Consider the following 17093-nt stretch of genomic DNA (forward strand, 5'->3'; position numbering starts at 1 on the left):
TGGATTTGGCCGATATATTTGTAAATCCGCCGATAAAATCATAAATGTGGTCGATAAAATCAAAAAATCGCCAATAAAATGTAAAATGAATATTCATGAACCGCTCGTAACCGCTATATGATTTAAAATTTTAACGTTGGGCTATAATTTTAGGCTCTTTTAAATAATTTCGTTCCAGGAACTTCTCTTTTTTAGGCAATATCCAGGGTAACGCCGAACCACCTCCAGGGTGTGAATTAAAAGCATAATACAAAAACCCTCTGAATCCTCAGAGGGTTTTCTTCGTTATCTTTTCTTCTTTTTACCCAGTGATTGTAATTGATCCATCACCTTTGCGCGTGACTTTTGGTCTTTTAGCAAGTATGCTGTCCCTAGAGCAACAGTCGTCATCATCAGTTTTTTTCTATCCAAATTACAACCTCCTCGGATATTAAATGTCCATGTATATGAAATTCCCGATACAAGCCTATCTAAACATTTCAGCATCTATTGTAAACTTTTAAAGTACTTTAAACCCTTTGGTAATCACTTATGCATAAGATACTGGTAAATTAAGTAAGGCCCCTTTTTAATTGTTGATTGTAAAAATGTCTGGATCAATGGATAGTCTTCATTGGGCATCATTTTGATCAACTCACTCCACCATTCTGTTTCATAACGGGCTATCATGCCAAGATTATATAGCAATAAATAATGCAAAAGGAGCTCCGGAAACATTAAAAATTCTCCTTTATTGAGTGGGAGGACGTATTGTTTTTCCTCCAGGTTGAATTTTAACGGAATGGGCTCAGCCGAGGCATCAAGGTTAGCCTCGAACTTTAGATTGCCATTACTTTTTTCTTTGAAAGATATGGGAATGGATGACTTAAGTTGAAAGAATTCCTTGAAACGATTTTCAGTCATATGAAAGTGATCCAATATGGACATAGGCAGGGAGTAAAGTGAATCCTGTTCAGATTGCAGCTTTTCAAAATTTTGCTTCCCTCTTAGTGATGCATAGATGCCAGAGAGTTCAGGAATCCGTTCCATCACGTCTCCCATTGTTGCTTTTTCTCCTTCCAATTGTTTCATGTGGAACATCTTTTCAGCCATAAGCGAAAATAGGCCATTCTTTTGGAATTTCACCTCATCATCCAAGAATCGATATTGTTGCTTTTTACGCTTTCTTGTCGAAACACCGTGGGCAAGAACGGAAGTCGTCTCAGGGTAATCTGGTTCAACTGTCAGGATGCATGCTTTGATCAGATGGACAAGTCCATAGAAAAGCAAAATGGGCTGGATGGCCAGCGGCGATTTTTCTGCCTGTTCATAATAAAGCTTCCCATGTTCGAGATAATACATAAAGGGATAGCAGTTTTCAAAGCTCTTCAGGTCAGGCTGCTCGAGATTGATTTTCCGGTAGCATTTTTTCAGAAAATCTTGTGAATATTCGGCTGAAAAGAAGAGTGTATAGCTATTCCAATCTTTATAAGGCAAAGACACATAAAAAACCTCCAAGTTAACTGAAAAATCTAACTAATAACAACGTCCTTGACAGTATTTTAACCAATTGATAACCTACAAATAATATTTTCTTAAAGGGGGGCATTTACTATGTGGGAAAGTAAGTTTGTAAAAGAAGGATTAACGTTTGATGATGTACTATTGGTGCCAGCTAAATCGGAGGTTTTACCAAAGGATGTCAGCCTCAAGGTCAGCCTGACAGAGACTCTGGGATTGAATATTCCGATCATCAGTGCCGGTATGGATACAGTAACAGAAGCTGAATTGGCGATTTCCATCGCAAGGCAGGGGGGTCTGGGCATCATCCATAAAAACATGTCCATTGAAGCCCAGGCAGATCAGGTTGATAAGGTAAAGCGCTCTGAAAGTGGTGTCATCACTGATCCTTTCTTTTTAACCCCAGAGCATCAAGTATATGATGCTGAACATCTGATGGGGAAATATCGCATTTCCGGTGTTCCGATTGTCAATAACAAAGAAGAGCAAAAACTTGTTGGAATCATTACGAATCGTGATATGCGTTTTATCCAGGATTACTCCATTAAAATTGAGGAAGTCATGACTAAAACGAATCTGGTGACTGCTTCTGTAGGTACAACCCTTCAGGAAGCAGAACAAATCCTTCAGCGCCATAAGATTGAAAAACTCCCACTAGTAAATGACGAAGGTGTTTTGAAAGGCCTCATCACCATTAAGGATATCGAAAAAGTGATTGAGTTCCCGAATTCTTCGAAGGATAACAAAGGCCGATTATTATGCGGAGCCGCAGTCGGGGTAACAGCCGATACGATGAAGCGTGTTGAGATGCTGGTGAAATCACATGTGGATGTCATTGTTGTTGATACAGCGCATGGGCATTCGAAGGGTGTAATTGAAACAGTAAAACAAATCCGTGAAGCCTACCCAGAACTTAATATCATCGCCGGAAATGTCGCGACAGCAGAAGCGACAAAAGATCTGATTGAGGCTGGGGCAGATATCGTGAAGGTTGGCATTGGACCTGGTTCGATCTGTACTACGCGAGTCGTTGCCGGTGTAGGTGTGCCGCAAATTACAGCTGTGTATGATTGTGCGACAGAAGCACGCAAGCATGGCAAGGCTATCATTGCCGATGGAGGCATCAAATACTCCGGAGATATCGTGAAAGCACTAGCCGCCGGAGGGCATGCAGTCATGCTTGGAAGCTTGCTGGCTGGTGTCACTGAGAGTCCAGGTGAAACTGAAATCTACCAGGGAAGACGCTTCAAAGTGTACCGTGGTATGGGTTCAGTTGCTGCGATGGAAAAAGGATCGAAGGATCGTTACTTCCAGGAAGACAACAAGAAGTTTGTTCCAGAGGGCATTGAAGGAAGAATTCCTTACAAAGGACCCCTTACAGACACAATCTATCAGCTGATCGGCGGCATCCGTTCGGGCATGGGATACTGCGGAACGGCAAGCCTTCAAGAATTAAGGGAAAATGCTCAATTCGTAAGAATGACGGGCGCAGGTTTGAGAGAGAGCCACCCGCATGACGTCCAGATCACGAAGGAAGCTCCAAACTATTCCATGTCATAATTCAAAGCCTGGAAAATCAGGTTTTACTTACGTTGTATAAGCAGCAAGTTTACGAAAAAGAAAATTAAATAAAGGAAAAACAGACAGGGACTAAGACTTTTATCCTGTTTCGGGTCTGTTTTTTCCTGATTTTACAATAGACAGAGTGACTATTCTCTGTCTATTTTTTTCGTTTTTTTTATGGTAAACTATACGGGTGTGATTTTTTAAAGGGAAGAAAAAAATGCAAGTTTTATAGATTATTTCAAAATTATGGAGGGAAATTCGTCTTGAATCGTAAACAGAAACAGCTTTCAATGTTTTTTGCAGCATTCATTCTAACGATCACAACAATGTTTTCAGGATTTTCAATGGAAGCTGAAGCAGCAGAGGGTCAACTCGGCATTGATGCCGAAGCAGCTATGCTAGTAGATACGGAAACTGGAAGAGTATTATATGAGAAAAATTCCGATGTTGTCCTTGGTGTGGCTTCCATGTCCAAGATGATGACAGAATATATGGTTCTTGAAGCGGTCAAAGAAGGAAAGCTGAAGTGGGATCAGAAGGTCAAGATCAACGAGTATGTCCACAAGCTGTCAGCTGCACCTGGCCTTTCAAATGTTGGATTGACTCAAGGTGAAGATTATACGGTAAAAGAATTATATGAAGCGATGGCGATCCATTCCGGAAACGCAGCAACGGTTGCACTTGCTGAGGTTCTTTCTGGAACTGAGAAAAACCATGTTGAAAAAATGAACAAAAAAGCAGCCGAGTTAGGCTTGAAGGATTATAAATTCGTCAACTCCTCAGGCTTGAACAATAAGGATCTATTAGGCCAGCATCCTGCAGGCAATCCCGATGAAGAAAATGTCATGTCTGCACGTTCAATGGCCAAGCTTGCCTACCGACTATTGAAGGATTACCCAGAAGTTTTGGAAACAGCAAGTATGCCTGCATTGAAATTCCGTGATGGCCGTGAGTACAAGAACTTTAACTGGATGCTTCCAGGCCTTATTTATCAATACGAGGGTGTCGATGGCCTGAAGACGGGTTCTACTGATTTTGCTGGCTATGGTTTTACTGCTACTGCGATGAAGAATGGCCAGAGAGTCATTTCTGTTGTGATGAAGGCGGACTCCAAGGACAGCCGTTTTGCTGAGACTCGTAAAATCCTTGATTTTGCTTTCAGTAATTTTACAGAAGAAGAGCTTGTGAAAAAGAATTATCAGGTGAAAGGCAAGAAAACTCTTCCGGTAACGAAGGGCAAGGAAGACAGCGTGAAGATCCAGTCAAAAAAGGCGATCTCCATGGTAATCAGAAATGGCGAAAAAGATCAATATAAGCCAGTGCTCGTTCTGGATAAAAAGAAGCTTAACAAAGATGGTGAGCTGACTGCTCCAATCAAAAAAGGCGAACAAGTCGGCTATATGACTGTTAAGAATACCCAAGATGAAAAGATCAGCTTCCTGACTGAAGATGGCCAAAAAGAAATTCAGGTTCCAGTCGTTGCTGCTGAAAGTGTGGAAAAAGCAAACTGGTTCGTGCTTACAATGCGTGGAATCGGCGGGTTCTTTGGAGACCTGTTTGGCGGCGTTGCTGATACGGTAAAAGGTTGGTTTTAATGAACACTCAAAGGTTTCCTGTCTTGACAGGAAACCTTTTTTATTGTTTATTTTCAATAGGGGTAGCTGTAATTCCGACTAAAAAAGTCCGAATATCCAGTTATTTGTATTTGCTTTACATAGTAATCCCTTAAAAGGGACAAGGGGGAGTAAGAATGAGGACAGGTACTGATCGTGTTAAACGTGGTATGGCAGAAATGCAAAAGGGCGGCGTCATTATGGATGTTGTCAATGCCGAGCAGGCAAAGATTGCTGAAGAAGCAGGTGCGGTTGCCGTAATGGCACTTGAGCGTGTTCCTTCAGATATCCGTGCAGCTGGCGGTGTAGCAAGAATGGCTGACCCGAGAATCGTTGAAGAAGTGATGGGTGCTGTCACGATTCCCGTTATGGCAAAAGCAAGGATTGGACATATTGTAGAAGCACGTGTGCTAGAAGCAATGGGCGTTGATTATATCGATGAAAGTGAAGTTTTGACTCCGGCAGATGAGGAGTACCACCTGAATAAAAGAGATTACACAGTTCCGTTCGTCTGCGGATGCCGCGATCTTGGCGAAGCAGCCAGAAGGATTGGCGAGGGAGCATCCATGCTTCGTACAAAGGGTGAGCCAGGCACTGGAAACATCGTTGAAGCTGTTCGCCATATCCGCAAGGTGAACGCACAGGTTCGCAAAGTAGTCGCAATGGATATTGATGAGCTTATGACAGAAGCTAAGCTTCTTGGAGCGCCATATGAGCTTCTTCTTGAAATCAAGGAGCTTGGACGTCTCCCGGTCGTCAACTTTGCAGCAGGAGGCGTAGCAACGCCTGCAGACGCAGCATTGATGATGCAGCTCGGCGCTGATGGAGTATTTGTTGGATCTGGTATCTTCAAATCTGATAATCCAGCGAAGTTTGCAAAGGCAATTGTCGAAGCAACGACACATTATCAGGATTATGAATTGATTGCGAACATTTCGAAAGGCCTTGGCATCCCGATGAAGGGCATGGAGATTTCATCATTGGCACCTGAAGCCCGCATGCAGGATCGCGGCTGGTAAGGAGTATCAATATGGTGAAAATCGGAGTACTAGGCCTTCAAGGGGCTGTCCGTGAGCATATATGGGCAATCGAGGCTTCTGGGGCAGAGGGCGTAGTTGTTAAACGTCCCGGTCAGCTGGAAGAGATAGACGGATTGATCATTCCAGGCGGAGAAAGCACGGCCATTCGCCGTCTGATTGATAAGTATGGATTCATGGACGAGTTGAAAAAATTCGCTGCAGATGGCAAGCCAATGTTCGGGACCTGCGCAGGATTGATTTTGCTGTCGAACGACCTGGTTGGCTATGATGAACCGCATATCGGTGTCATGGATGTGAAAGTGGAACGCAACTCGTTCGGGCGCCAGCGTGAGAGTTTTGAAGCAGATATCGACATTTCCGGAGTTGCTGACAATTTTTCCGCCGTATTCATCCGGGCTCCTCATATCGTGGAAGCGGGCGAGAATGTCGAAGTGCTTGCAAAGCATAATGACAGGATTGTCGCTGCCCGTGATGGTCAATTCCTCGGCTGTTCCTTCCATCCGGAATTGACAGATGATTTTCGGCTCATGAATTACTTTGTTAAAATGGTAGAAGAGTCTAAGAGTAAAAATTTTGCATAAACTGCTTGCATGCTGAACATAATTGTAGTAAATTATGAATTAAAATTCGATAGTAAAAGCGATGAGAGGGAATAGTAGCTTGTTTCCATTCCGAAGAGAACCGGTGGTTGGTGCAAACCGGTGTCTGGAACAAACGAATCCGCCCTCGAGCAGAGTATGGAACGCCATATGGCCAGTAAATACTCTCGGTAAAAACCGTTATTTTATGAGTGGAAGGCATTTTTGCCTTCAACTAGGGTGGCAACGCGGGTTAACTCTCGTCCCTTTTTGGGGACGGGAGTTTTTTATTTTATCAAAAGCTTTTTACTGCATATCAAAAAGGGAGGGATTCGCAGTGTTAGACGTAAAGTATTTAAGGGCGAATTTTGAAGAAGTAAAACAGAAGCTTCAGCACCGTGGCGAGGACTTGACTGATTTTGGGAAGTTTGAGGACCTGGATGTCAAGCGCAGGGAATTGATCCTTGAAGCTGAACAGCTGAAGAGCAGGAGGAATGAAGTATCCCAGCAGGTTGCGCAGCTTAAGCGTGAAAAGCAGGATGCAGACCACCTGATTGCGGAAATGCGTGAAGTAGGCGACAAAATCAAGGTGCTGGATGATCAATTGCGTGAGGTCGAGGAAGAGCTCGAGGCATTGATGCTTAGCATTCCGAATATCCCGCATGAAAGTGTTCCGGTTGGCGAAACAGAAGACGATAACGTGGAAATTCGCAAATGGGGCGAAGTCCGTGACTTTGAATTTGAAGCTAAGCCGCACTGGGAAATCGCAGACCATCTGAAAATCCTTGATTTTGAACGTGCCGGAAAAGTAACAGGCAGCCGTTTTGTCTTTTACAAAGGCTTAGGCGCACGCCTTGAGCGCGCATTGATGAGCTTCATGCTTGACCTGCATGTGGATGAGCATGGCTACAAGGAAATCCTTCCTCCGTACATGGTCAACCGCGCAAGCATGACAGGAACAGGACAGCTGCCTAAGTTTGAAGAGGATGCATTCCGCATCGAGAGCGAAGATTACTTCCTGATCCCGACAGCCGAGGTGCCTGTCACGAATATGCACCGTGACGAGATCCTGAGCGGTGAAGAGCTGCCAGTCAATTATGCAGCATACAGTGCATGTTTCCGTTCTGAGGCAGGATCTGCCGGACGAGATACACGCGGTTTGATCCGCCAGCATCAGTTCAACAAAGTGGAGTTGGTGAAGTTTGTTAAGCCTGAAGACTCTTATGACGAGCTGGAAAAGCTGACTGGACACGCCGAAAAGGTGCTTCAGCTGTTAGGCCTGCCATACCGCGTTTTGAGCATGTGCTCTGCTGACCTCGGCTTTACTGCTGCTAAGAAGTATGATATCGAAGTCTGGATTCCAAGCTACGGCACGTATAGGGAAATCTCTTCTTGCAGTAACTTTGAAAGCTTCCAGGCAAGACGTGCGAATATCCGCTTCCGCCGCGAGCCTAAGGCAAAGCCTGAACATGTGCATACCTTGAATGGATCCGGCCTTGCGATTGGACGTACAGTTGCCGCGATTCTCGAAAACTACCAGCAGGCTGATGGAAGTGTCATCATTCCAGAAGCACTGCGTCCATACATGGGCAATAGGGAAGTTATTGCTCCTGAATAAGTTTCATTAATAAGCGGTTTAAACTTTGATTAGTGTCTAGCTCCAACGCCCAGCTCCTCGAGTCGCTTGGCTAGCTGCGGCTCCTAACTCCTCGAGACGTTTCGGTCCTGCCAATGAAGTCAAAGAACGACTTCACTGGCAGGCCCTCCAACGCTTGTCGGAGTTGGGCAGTCGCCTCCGCTTTTCGAATTGTCCAGTGTCGCCTCCTAGAAACTCCGAAACTTCAACTCCGCCGGCAGAAGCAAAAAGCGCTTCTTTGTCGGAGTCTCCAGTTTCTGCGTTTCTGGGCAGTCGGCTATACATTTCGATTTCGGTCCGTCCAATGAAGTCAAAGAACGACTTCACTGGTCGGCCCTCCAGCGCTTGTCGGAGCTGACCAAGGCGTTTCCGCTTTTCTTTTGGGCAGGATTCATTCCTGCCCAAAAAAACTTTTAAAGAATTGTTGACTCGTTTTTGAATACGTGATATTATATTTCTTGTCTCGGAGGTATACCCAAGTCCGGCTGAAGGGATCGGTCTTGAAAACCGACAGGCGGGTAACACCGCGCGGGGGTTCGAATCCCTCTACCTCCTCCATTTAATTTTTCAATTAAAGCATTAACGCATAAAACAATTTGGAGATTGTGTAAGGAAACCCGTTACTATGTAGCGGGTTTTTTTATATATTATAACTGGACGTTGATAGTAGAGAAATAAACGGATAAACTTCACTAAAATTTGGAGCTTCCCTTATTTCCTTTTCATTTATTAAATTCAACTCATTGGATTTTGTCTTATATAGAACAGTTAACCGGAATATCTCCTCTTATTTTTGCTTTAAAAACTATACATAGCTAAAATATCATCACTTATGAATTCTCACACTTTCACGAGTATCTTTTTCTTACAAAATAAAAACCGCCAAATGGCGGTTTTACTTTTTCAATAATTGAGTTTGTTTGATATGTGCCGCGATTTTCTCCACAATTGGTTCAATGGATTCCGGATTGTTAAACAAATCGTAATCATTGATATTCAAGCGCAGGACAGGGCAAGCGTTAAAGTTATTGATCCAGTTCTCATAGCGGGCATGCATTTCTTCCCAATAACTGATCGGTGTCTGCTGTTCCATGGGACGTCCTCTTAGCTTGATGCGCTCAAGAATGTCGTCGATTGAACCTTCCAGATAGATCAGCAGGTCAGGATGCGGGAAATACGGAGTCATGACCATTGCGTCGAAAAGGCTCTTATATGTTTCGTAGTCCACCGGGGACATTGTGCCTTTTTCATAATGCATTTTTGCAAAAATGCCTGTATCTTCATAAATCGAACGATCCTGGATAAAACCGCCGCCGTATTCAAAAATTCTTTTTTGTTCCTTGAAACGCTCAGCCAGGAAGTAAATTTGCAGGTGGAAGCTCCATCGTTCAAAATCAGCATAAAACTTATCAAGGTAAGGATTTGTATCTACCTTTTCAAAGGATGTACGGAACCTTAGGGCATCCGCCAATGCATTCGTCATGGTAGATTTGCCGACTCCAACTGTACCGGCAATCGTGATGACGGCATTAGCCGGGATGTCATATTTTGTTCTTAAATTCATGGTTGTACGCTCCTTTTTCTTAATGATGCGGTTAGCTGGTCAATGATCAGCTGAAGATCTTCTTCATGCTTGACAAAATCCAGATCATCGCCGCTGAAACGGAGGACTGGGATTTCTGGATGGTCTTGCTCAAATTGAAGCATTGCTTGTTCATAATCAAGAGATAATTGCTCTAGATATAATGGACTGATGTTTTTTTCGACTTCGCGGCCGCGCATCTTGATGCGCTTCAGCAATGTATCGAGGCTTGCATTAAGATAAATGATGACATTAGGCTTAGGCATATCTTTTGTCAGGATTTGATAAATATCTAAGTATTTTTTGTATTCCTGCTCATTCAATGTGCGCTGGGCGAAAATGAGGTTTTTCATGATATGATAATCAGCTACGACAGGCTTGTCCTGGCTGAGGTAATGTTCATTAATATCTCCAAGCTGCTTATATCGATTGCAGAGGAAAAACATTTCTGTCTGGAAACTCCATTCTTCGATGTTATCGTAAAACTTCCCCAAAAATGGATTTTCATCGACAATTTCTTTTAAAAGTGCAAATTGGAATCGTTCGGAAATGGCTCTAGCCAGTGACGTTTTGCCGATCCCAATCGGTCCTTCAACCGTTATAAAAGGTGTTCCTTCCACAACATGTCCTCCCTCTCCGTTGTATCTGTATCTTTTTTTACATTTCTGTCAGTTAAATCGCGCAAAATTCATTTTATCACACCATTACATGGAATGGATATGCTATATTTAGAGGCAATTTTAGCAAAAAAAGAAGACAGCCGCATAAATACTGCGCCTGTCATATATTATCGGAATTTGTAAAAAATTTTTAACAGTCATTCGGGGCATAAAGTCTTATCTTTTCACTACGTTGAAATTTTCCTGGATGAGCAGCCAGTTTTGCGGAAAGGAAAGGCCGAGCTTCCAATAACTCATGCCTCTCAGGTTCAATTCCTTGATCAGGTCGAATTTTGCCTGAATGGAACGCGCATCCTCAAACCAGACTTCATGCTGTTTTCCGTCAGATGCTGTATATCGGAATGTCGGTGCCTGAGACTCTGTGTTGTATTGGATCGCGACGTTATTATCTGCTGCGATCTGGATGGCCTGCTGTGGACTGACGGCGCGGGCGATCGATCCCTGGACAAATGGCAGAGTCCAATCGTATCCATAAAGGTTCTGGCCCATCATGATTTTTGGTGAAGGCATTTCACTCGCGGCATACTCCAGCACCTCACGGACAGGGCCAATCGGGGATACTGCCTGGGCAGGTCCGCCGCTATAACCCCATTCATAGGTCATGATGACGACGAAATCGACTATTTCCCCATGTGTTTTGTAGTCGTGAGCAGTATACCAGGCACCAGTCTGGGCAGCGCTCGTTTTAGGAGCTAATGCAGTGGAAATGAACCAGCCCTCCTGTTTGAACCGATCCCGGGCTTTTCGCAGGAAAGTGTTATAGGCTTCACGGTCTGCTGGACGCAGGAATTCAAAATCAAAATGGATATCGCGGAAGCCATATTTTTTAGCGGTAGCAACGATATTGTTCAGGAATTTATCCTGAATGGCCATATCATTCAGTAAGATACGCCCAAGCTCATCACTGAACTGGTCATTTTCCTGGTTAGTTATGACCATCATCAATATATTATTGTTTGCCTTGGCGATGGCCGGGAAATTGTTCAATAGAGGCTCCTTCAAAGTACCGTCACGAAGGGCCTGGAAACTGAATGGAGCAAGATATGTCAAATAAGGGGCAGCTTCCCGTGCCGCCGTTTCCAGAGCAGGGGCAACTGTATTTCCGCGCGGTTCTACATACGCATTGAATTCGGCATTTGATTTTGGCTGTTGCGGTATATAAAGCCGGAAACCAACTGAGAGCGCCTGGTTCACCGAAATTGCATTGATCCGGGCAAGCTCCTGGGGTGTGGTTCCGAACCTTCGGGAAATGGACCACAAGCTGTCTCCTGGCTGGACAAAATAGAAACTTCCGACAATCGGAATGACCATCGCCTGGCCAACGACTAGATTATTTGGGTTAGGCAGTTCATTTGCCTCGGTTATATCCGCAACAGACGACCCGTATAATTGAGCAATCTGTGTCAACGTCTGTCCTTGCTGAACCACATGGATTTGCATCTTCTTCCCTCCCTGGCATTTTAGCGCTACCACCATTGTATGAAGGAAGAAAATGCAGTATGTTATAAATCAAGCTCCTTAGAAGGTCTTGTATCGGCTGACAGGACATTTTTCATCATGGTCAGCGCGTATTGGTTGTCCTTATCATCATTAGAGGCAATGAAGTCCTCTGGTATGATGAGATTGTATTCACGCATATACGCATCATTCGCGGTGAAAAGAACGCAAATGTTCCCGGCGATCCCCGAAAGGACAAGGGTATCAACCTTTAGCTGCTGCAGTAAAGTATGCAGTGCGGTTCCATAAAAAGCGGAGTGCTTCGGCTTGATCAGGAAATAGTCCTTGTTCTTTTCAGGAGCGATTTTTTTAATGATGTCCTCGCTCGTTTCATTCGAGCAATAATCCATGATTTTTTCAAAATCAGCCTGCCATAGATTATAATGGTCATTAATATAGATGACGGGCATGTCCCTTTCATTGAAAAATTTCTTTAAATTTATAATCGGATCGATGATGTTTTCTGTATTTTTGGCGAGGGCTTCCCCTGCATCAAAATTAAAGTCATTGATCATATCGATGATCAACAGGGCAGTCTTTGGCATGAATAATCCTCTCCTTCTCCTTTATATTTTTACCGGCAGGGGATTATTAAACCAGTTGGAAATATAAAACACCTTAATGGAGGAAAAGATGGAATATACTCCAGATGAAAGATATATGCTAGAAGCAATTGAAGAGGCAAAAAAAGCAGGGCAGATAGGCGAGGTGCCGATTGGGGCAGTCATTGTCCTGGACGGGGAGGTCATCGCCAGGGCACACAATCTCCGCGAAACAAAACAAAGCTCAATCGCCCATGCTGAAGTACTGGCGATTGACGAAGCCTGCAAGAAACTCGGCACTTGGCGGCTTGAAGATGCCGTTCTGTACGTTACACTGGAGCCTTGTCCAATGTGTGCAGGGGCAATCATGCTCTCCCGGGTAAAAAAAGTGGTCTATGGTGCAGCAGATCCAAAAGGCGGCTGTGCCGGCACCTTCATGAACATTCTCCAGGATGAGCGTTTCAATCATCAAAGTGAAGTTGTGTCAGGTGTGTTAAAAGAGGAGTGCGGAGCATTACTGTCCGATTTTTTCAGAAAGCTCCGTGAAGAGAAAAAACAGAAAAAGAAACAGGCAAAACAGGCGATGGAACAGCATACAGGAATTGACAGCTGATAAACATTGATTTTTATGGGCAGAGTTAGTATACTATGTATGTGTCCTTGAGACACAACTAAATATGGTTTCAATTTTGCCGTGCTAGTCGGGGAGGTAGCGGTGCCCTGTACCCGCAATCCGCTCTAGCGGGGATGAATCCCTTCCTGAGGCTGTTTTACTGTAGGGTCTGCCTTAAGTAAGTGGTGTTGACGCCCGGGTCCTGCGCAATGGGAATCCATGAACCATGTCAGGTCCGGAAGGAAGCAGCATTAAGTGGACGCTCCCATGTGCCGCAGGGTTGCCTGGGCCGAGCTAACTGCTTAAGTAACGCTTATGGTATTCAGTCGACGGAAGGTGCGCGGCAGTTAAATATGATTCATTCAACTCATCTCTTATACGGAGATGAGTTTTTTGTATTTCTCTTTTCTAAAGACTGTTTTCGAAAAGATTGTTGTTAAAATCCAAAAGCCGATTTTAACGTGCTATAAAGCCATTTTGCAGTTCGTATTTAAGTGTGCAAGCTCTTTTCTCATGATAAGCTTTAATTTTTATAAAGAAAACTAGGTCATTGAATCCCATTTTGTAGTCAAAAGCAATAAAGTTTGAGAAAAGAGCCTTTCTAAAAGTGTAAATGTCCCAAAAATTGCGTTATAATAGGAAGGATAATAAAACGAAGGGAGCGGTGTCATTGGCCTACCAAGCATTATATCGTGTCTGGCGTCCACAGCAGTTCATTGATGTGGTCGGACAGGAACATGTCACAACGACACTGCAAAACGCTCTGCTTCAACAAAAAATATCACATGCCTACCTTTTTTCCGGCCCGAGGGGGACTGGAAAAACGAGTGCTGCTAAAATTTTGGCAAAAGCGGTTAACTGTGAACAAGCTCCGACAACAGAGCCTTGCAATGAATGCGATGCCTGCCGGGGAATAACCGATGGATCGATTCCTGATGTGATTGAAATTGACGCTGCTTCGAATAACGGTGTCGAGGAAATCCGGGATATCCGTGACAAAGTAAAATATGCCCCTAACGTCGTGAAGTATAAAGTATATATCATCGATGAGGTGCATATGCTTTCCATCGGAGCGTTCAACGCCTTGCTAAAAACACTTGAAGAGCCTCCAAAGCATGTTATCTTTATCCTCGCTACAACTGAGCCCCATAAGATTCCACTCACAATCATTTCACGATGCCAGCGATTTGATTTCAAGAGAATCACGGCTCAGGCCATCGTTGGCAGGATGAAGCAAATTGTTGAGGAATCTGGAGTGGATTGCGATGACACAGCCTTGCAAATCATTGCCAGGGCAGCGGAAGGCGGAATGCGTGATGCCTTGAGTCTGCTGGATCAGGCAATTTCGTTCAGCCAGGACCGAGTGACGATTGAAGATGCGCTCACAGTAACAGGAACAGTATCACAGAACTTCCTCAACCAGCTGGCCAAAGCAATTTATGAAAAAAATGCAGCTGTTGGACTGGAAGCATTGGATGAGCTTCTTTTACAAGGAAAGGATCCGGCAAGATTCATAGAAGACATGATCTTCTTTTACCGCGACATGCTCCTTTACAAGGCAGCACCAGGATTAGAAGAAGCCATGGAACGTGTGATGCTGGATCATGATTTCCAGGAACTCGCCAATCAAATCGATTCCGCACAAATATATGAATTGATTGAAGTCTTGAACAAAGCCCAGCAAGAAATGCGCTGGACGAACCATCCGCGTATTTTCCTTGAAGTCGCGATCGTAAAACTGTGCCAGCTTGATGCTCAGGTGCAGACAAGCAATGTACAGGTTGAACCTTTATTGAAGAGGATCGAACAGCTTGAAGAAAAGCTGGCGAATTTTCAGCAAAACCCGGGTGTGGCAGCAAGTGAACCAGCTGCAGCCAAGAAAGCGCCGCGTCCAAACCGAAAAGGTTTCCAGGCTCCGGCCGGAAAAATCAATGAGGTACTGAAAAGTGCAACAAAACCTAATCTTCAAGCGATCAAGGGACGCTGGGGAGACTTGCTAGAAATGCTGGCTGCCAAGCAAATGCGTTCGCAGGCTGCGTTATTGAATGAAGCCGAACCGGTTGCTGCATCTGATGAGGCGGTCGTGATAAAATTCAAATATGAGATTCACTGCCAGATGGCAATGGAAAACACAAGGTTCACTGAAACTGTCAGCGGTGCGATGCTGGATTACACAGGTAAAAGATTGCAGGTCATCGGTGTGCCGGAAGAACAGTGGCTTAAAATAAGGGAAAACTTTATCAGCCAAAGAGGCGACGGATCAACGGAAGGGCAGGCTGCTGCCAGTGAAGACCCGCTGATTGCTGAAGCCAAGAAATTATTTGGCGATGAATTAATACAAATACAAGATTAATATAGGAGGACGTTAATATGATGCGTGGAATGGGTAATATGCAAAACATGATGAAGCAAATGCAAAAAATGCAAAAGAAAATGGAAGAAGCACAGGTTCAATTAGGTGAAGAGAAAATCGAAGGAACTGCAGGCGGCGGTATGGTAACAGTCATCGTAACTGGCCACAAAGAAATCGTCGATGTGCAAATCAAGCCGGAAGTCGTTGATCCAGACGATGTCGAAATGCTTCAGGACCTAGTGCTTGCTGCAACAAACGATGCACTGAAAAAAGCAGAAGAATTATCGAACAAAACAATGGGACAATTCACAAAAGGGATGAACCTTCCTGGGGGAATGTTCTAGGAGGAATAAATAAGAATGCATTATCCTGAACCAATATCAAAGCTGATCGACAGCTTTATGAAATTGCCAGGTATCGGCCCAAAAACAGCCGCGCGTCTGGCTTTTTTCGTCTTAAGTATGAAGGAAGAAACCGTATTGGATTTTGCGAAGGCCCTGGTGAATGCGAAGCGCAATTTGACATATTGCTCTGTCTGCGGTCATATCACTGACCAGGATCCATGTTATATTTGCGAGGACCAGCGCCGCGACCGCAGTGTTATATGCGTGGTCCAGGATCCAAAGGATGTCATTGCGATGGAAAAAATGAAGGAATACAACGGTCTGTACCATGTGCTTCATGGAGCGATTTCCCCAATGGATGGAATCGGTCCGGAAGATATCAATATACCAGATCTATTAAAAAGGCTTCAGGATGAAACTGTCCAGGAAGTCATCCTTGCTACGAACCCTAATATCGAAGGTGAAGCGACGGCGATGTACATCTCAAGACTCCTGAAACCGTCAGGAATCAAGATTACAAGGATTGCCCATGGTCTGCCTGTCGGAGGGGACCTTGAATACGCAGATGAAGTCACGCTATCAAAAGCACTCGAAGGCCGCCGGGAAGTTTAATTCTATATACAAGAAGCGCTCTACTGGAGGAAGGTCATGTTATTTCGCAAAAAGAAATGGCTAAGAAAAGAATTCGACCAAAAACTATTGGGACAGCTGAACAGCATGAAGACGAACTGGAATAATCAAAAGCTATTGGTTGAAAGAAGCTTCGATCCGTCAGAAGAGTTCATCACAGAAGCAAAGATTGCCGAAGCGAAGTACTTTTTTCTATTTAAAGAAGCAAAGCACAGGAAAATCACGATCAGGACAAAATAAATGCAATAAGGTCTTATTTCAGTAACTTGTACATAAAATTGTACAAGACATTGAAGTAAGGAGGATAAGTATGGATCCTATAGTTGTCATATCGGTCCTGGGCGGATTGATCCTGTTGCTGCTCATCATAGGCGCGCCGACAAAACCGCTTCGTCTCATCGGGCAGAGCGCAGTGAAAATCCTGATCGGAGCCCTCTTTCTATTTTTTCTCAACGCTTTCGGAACCAGCTTCGGAATCTACGTGCCAATCAACATTGCAACCGCAGCAGTCTCCGGATTGCTGGGAATCCCAGGTGTATTCGCCCTGGTTGCAATCCAGACTTGGATTATATAATGAACGAACGCCGCTTTTAGAAGAAGCGGCGTTTTAATTTTCTCATTGGTGTTAGGATCAGTAATTAAGAAGTCTTCGCGGAAATCACCATTAGAAACCAATCAATGGGAAAACAACTTTTTGTAAAAAATCTATTGACCAGGCAAGCAGATGTTGTTAATATATAAAAGTTGCTGTTGAACAGCCGTTAATAACTTATGAAAAAAGATGTTGACGAAATAGCGGCAGCATGGTATATTATTTAAGTCGCCTACGGGAGACATTGAAATTGCTCTTTGAAAACTAAACAAACAAGCGTCAACAAACAATAAATTATCATGCTTCTATTATAGAAGACATGAGCCA

General features: G+C 44.0%; 18 protein-coding genes, 1 tRNA gene, 1 other RNA gene and 1 other annotated feature. Of the genes, 13 read left to right on the forward strand and 7 right to left on the reverse strand.

All coding sequences use genetic code 11. The features are described from left to right. Positions 1–285: 285 nt before the first annotated feature. Positions 286–411: a hypothetical protein gene (locus FS736_RS25310; protein WP_260983691.1), complete on the reverse strand. Its 126-nt coding sequence runs from the start codon at positions 409–411 to the stop codon at positions 286–288. A 114-nt stretch (positions 412–525) separates the two neighbouring features. Beyond that, positions 526–1482, reverse strand: a complete 957-nt coding sequence (locus tag FS736_RS23150; RefSeq protein WP_144481480.1) for a YaaC family protein — start codon at positions 1480–1482, stop codon at positions 526–528. Positions 1483–1593: 111 nt separating this feature from the next. Between FS736_RS23150 and guaB the strand changes: the two genes are divergently transcribed. The 5 genes from guaB to serS all read left to right on the forward strand — a co-directional run bounded on the left by guaB (position 1594) and on the right by serS (position 7915). Continuing rightward, positions 1594–3060: an IMP dehydrogenase gene (gene guaB / locus FS736_RS23155; RefSeq protein ID WP_144481481.1), complete on the forward strand. Its 1467-nt coding sequence runs from the start codon at positions 1594–1596 to the stop codon at positions 3058–3060. A gap of 296 nt (positions 3061–3356) precedes the next feature. After that, positions 3357–4661, forward strand: a complete 1305-nt coding sequence (locus FS736_RS23160) for a serine hydrolase (RefSeq protein ID WP_144481495.1) — start codon at positions 3357–3359, stop codon at positions 4659–4661. 155 nt (positions 4662–4816) lie between these two features. Beyond that, positions 4817–5698 (forward strand): pyridoxal 5'-phosphate synthase lyase subunit PdxS, encoded by an 882-nt coding sequence (pdxS, locus tag FS736_RS23165; RefSeq protein ID WP_144481482.1) that lies wholly within the window; start codon positions 4817–4819, stop codon positions 5696–5698. A gap of 11 nt (positions 5699–5709) precedes the next feature. After that, entirely contained in the window at positions 5710–6300 is a 591-nt protein-coding gene (pdxT, locus tag FS736_RS23170; RefSeq protein ID WP_144481483.1) for a pyridoxal 5'-phosphate synthase glutaminase subunit PdxT, read from the forward strand. Positions 6301–6352: 52 nt separating this feature from the next. After that, positions 6353–6568: a binding site (T-box leader), on the forward strand. 66 nt (positions 6569–6634) lie between these two features. Beyond that, positions 6635–7915 (forward strand): serine--tRNA ligase, encoded by a 1281-nt coding sequence (gene serS, locus FS736_RS23175; protein ID WP_144481484.1) that lies wholly within the window; start codon positions 6635–6637, stop codon positions 7913–7915. Between the two features lie 132 nt (positions 7916–8047). Here serS and FS736_RS23180 read toward each other — a convergent pair whose 3' ends face one another. Continuing rightward, complete coding sequence (locus FS736_RS23180; protein ID WP_144481485.1) at positions 8048–8260, reverse strand: hypothetical protein; 213 nt, start codon at positions 8258–8260, stop codon at positions 8048–8050. Between the two features lie 138 nt (positions 8261–8398). Between FS736_RS23180 and FS736_RS23185 the strand changes: the two genes are divergently transcribed. Next, positions 8399–8491, forward strand: a tRNA-Ser gene (locus FS736_RS23185). A gap of 337 nt (positions 8492–8828) precedes the next feature. On the opposite strand, the gene FS736_RS23190 is transcribed toward FS736_RS23185, so the two are convergent. From FS736_RS23190 to FS736_RS23205, 4 genes are all read right to left on the reverse strand, one after another. Continuing rightward, positions 8829–9497: a deoxynucleoside kinase gene (locus FS736_RS23190; RefSeq protein WP_144481486.1), complete on the reverse strand. Its 669-nt coding sequence runs from the start codon at positions 9495–9497 to the stop codon at positions 8829–8831. Continuing rightward, positions 9494–10135, reverse strand: a complete 642-nt coding sequence (locus FS736_RS23195; RefSeq protein WP_144481487.1) for a deoxynucleoside kinase — start codon at positions 10133–10135, stop codon at positions 9494–9496. Before FS736_RS23195 ends, FS736_RS23190 begins: the two co-directional genes overlap by 4 nt. A 216-nt stretch (positions 10136–10351) precedes the next feature. Continuing rightward, entirely contained in the window at positions 10352–11635 is a 1284-nt protein-coding gene (locus tag FS736_RS23200; protein ID WP_144481488.1) for a glycoside hydrolase family 18 protein, read from the reverse strand. A 62-nt stretch (positions 11636–11697) separates the two neighbouring features. Continuing rightward, positions 11698–12237: a cysteine hydrolase family protein gene (locus FS736_RS23205; protein ID WP_144481489.1), complete on the reverse strand. Its 540-nt coding sequence runs from the start codon at positions 12235–12237 to the stop codon at positions 11698–11700. Positions 12238–12325: 88 nt separating this feature from the next. On the opposite strand from FS736_RS23205, the gene tadA reads away from it, so the two are divergent. The 7 genes from tadA (at position 12326) to FS736_RS23240 (ending at position 16748) form a co-directional block, all read left to right on the forward strand. Further along, positions 12326–12847, forward strand: a complete 522-nt coding sequence (gene tadA, locus FS736_RS23210; protein ID WP_144481490.1) for a tRNA adenosine(34) deaminase TadA — start codon at positions 12326–12328, stop codon at positions 12845–12847. Between the two features lie 79 nt (positions 12848–12926). Beyond that, positions 12927–13191: signal recognition particle sRNA large type (gene ffs, locus FS736_RS23215), an RNA gene on the forward strand. 326 nt (positions 13192–13517) lie between these two features. After that, the gene (gene dnaX / locus FS736_RS23220) at positions 13518–15200 is read left to right on the forward strand and encodes a DNA polymerase III subunit gamma/tau (protein ID WP_144481491.1); all 1683 of its coding nucleotides are present in this window, start codon (positions 13518–13520) and stop codon (positions 15198–15200) included. A 17-nt stretch (positions 15201–15217) separates the two neighbouring features. Continuing rightward, entirely contained in the window at positions 15218–15544 is a 327-nt protein-coding gene (locus tag FS736_RS23225) for a YbaB/EbfC family nucleoid-associated protein (protein ID WP_170169213.1), read from the forward strand. Positions 15545–15559: 15 nt separating this feature from the next. Then, positions 15560–16156: a recombination mediator RecR gene (gene recR / locus FS736_RS23230; RefSeq protein ID WP_144481492.1), complete on the forward strand. Its 597-nt coding sequence runs from the start codon at positions 15560–15562 to the stop codon at positions 16154–16156. A gap of 36 nt (positions 16157–16192) precedes the next feature. Continuing rightward, positions 16193–16414, forward strand: coding sequence for a YaaL family protein (locus tag FS736_RS23235; RefSeq protein ID WP_144481493.1), 222 nt, complete (start codon positions 16193–16195; stop codon positions 16412–16414). A 70-nt stretch (positions 16415–16484) separates the two neighbouring features. After that, positions 16485–16748 (forward strand): pro-sigmaK processing inhibitor BofA family protein, encoded by a 264-nt coding sequence (locus FS736_RS23240; protein ID WP_144481494.1) that lies wholly within the window; start codon positions 16485–16487, stop codon positions 16746–16748. The last annotated feature ends 345 nt before the right edge of the window (positions 16749–17093 follow it).

This window comes from Cytobacillus oceanisediminis 2691 (assembly GCF_007678455.1).
Lineage (GTDB): Bacteria > Bacillota > Bacilli > Bacillales > Cytobacillaceae > Mesobacillus > Mesobacillus oceanisediminis_A.

Excerpts from the sequence above, each read along its gene's own strand:
- guaB (WP_144481481.1), top strand. The coding sequence starts at position 1,594 with ATGTGGGAAAGTAAGTTTGTAAAAGAAGGATTAACGTTTGATGATGTA.
- FS736_RS23160 (WP_144481495.1), top strand. The coding sequence starts at position 3,357 with ATGTTTTTTGCAGCATTCATTCTAACGATCACAACAATGTTTTCAGGA.
- pdxS (WP_144481482.1), top strand. The coding sequence starts at position 4,817 with ATGAGGACAGGTACTGATCGTGTTAAACGTGGTATGGCAGAAATGCAA.
- pdxT (WP_144481483.1), top strand. The coding sequence starts at position 5,710 with ATGGTGAAAATCGGAGTACTAGGCCTTCAAGGGGCTGTCCGTGAGCAT.
- FS736_RS23190 (WP_144481486.1), bottom strand. The coding sequence starts at position 9,497 with ATGAATTTAAGAACAAAATATGACATCCCGGCTAATGCCGTCATCACG.
- FS736_RS23200 (WP_144481488.1), bottom strand. The coding sequence starts at position 11,635 with ATGCAAATCCATGTGGTTCAGCAAGGACAGACGTTGACACAGATTGCT.
- FS736_RS23205 (WP_144481489.1), bottom strand. The coding sequence starts at position 12,237 with ATGCCAAAGACTGCCCTGTTGATCATCGATATGATCAATGACTTTAAT.
- tadA (WP_144481490.1), top strand. The coding sequence starts at position 12,326 with ATGGAATATACTCCAGATGAAAGATATATGCTAGAAGCAATTGAAGAG.
- FS736_RS23225 (WP_170169213.1), top strand. The coding sequence starts at position 15,218 with ATGATGCGTGGAATGGGTAATATGCAAAACATGATGAAGCAAATGCAA.
- recR (WP_144481492.1), top strand. The coding sequence starts at position 15,560 with ATGCATTATCCTGAACCAATATCAAAGCTGATCGACAGCTTTATGAAA.
- FS736_RS23235 (WP_144481493.1), top strand. The coding sequence starts at position 16,193 with ATGTTATTTCGCAAAAAGAAATGGCTAAGAAAAGAATTCGACCAAAAA.
- FS736_RS23240 (WP_144481494.1), top strand. The coding sequence starts at position 16,485 with ATGGATCCTATAGTTGTCATATCGGTCCTGGGCGGATTGATCCTGTTG.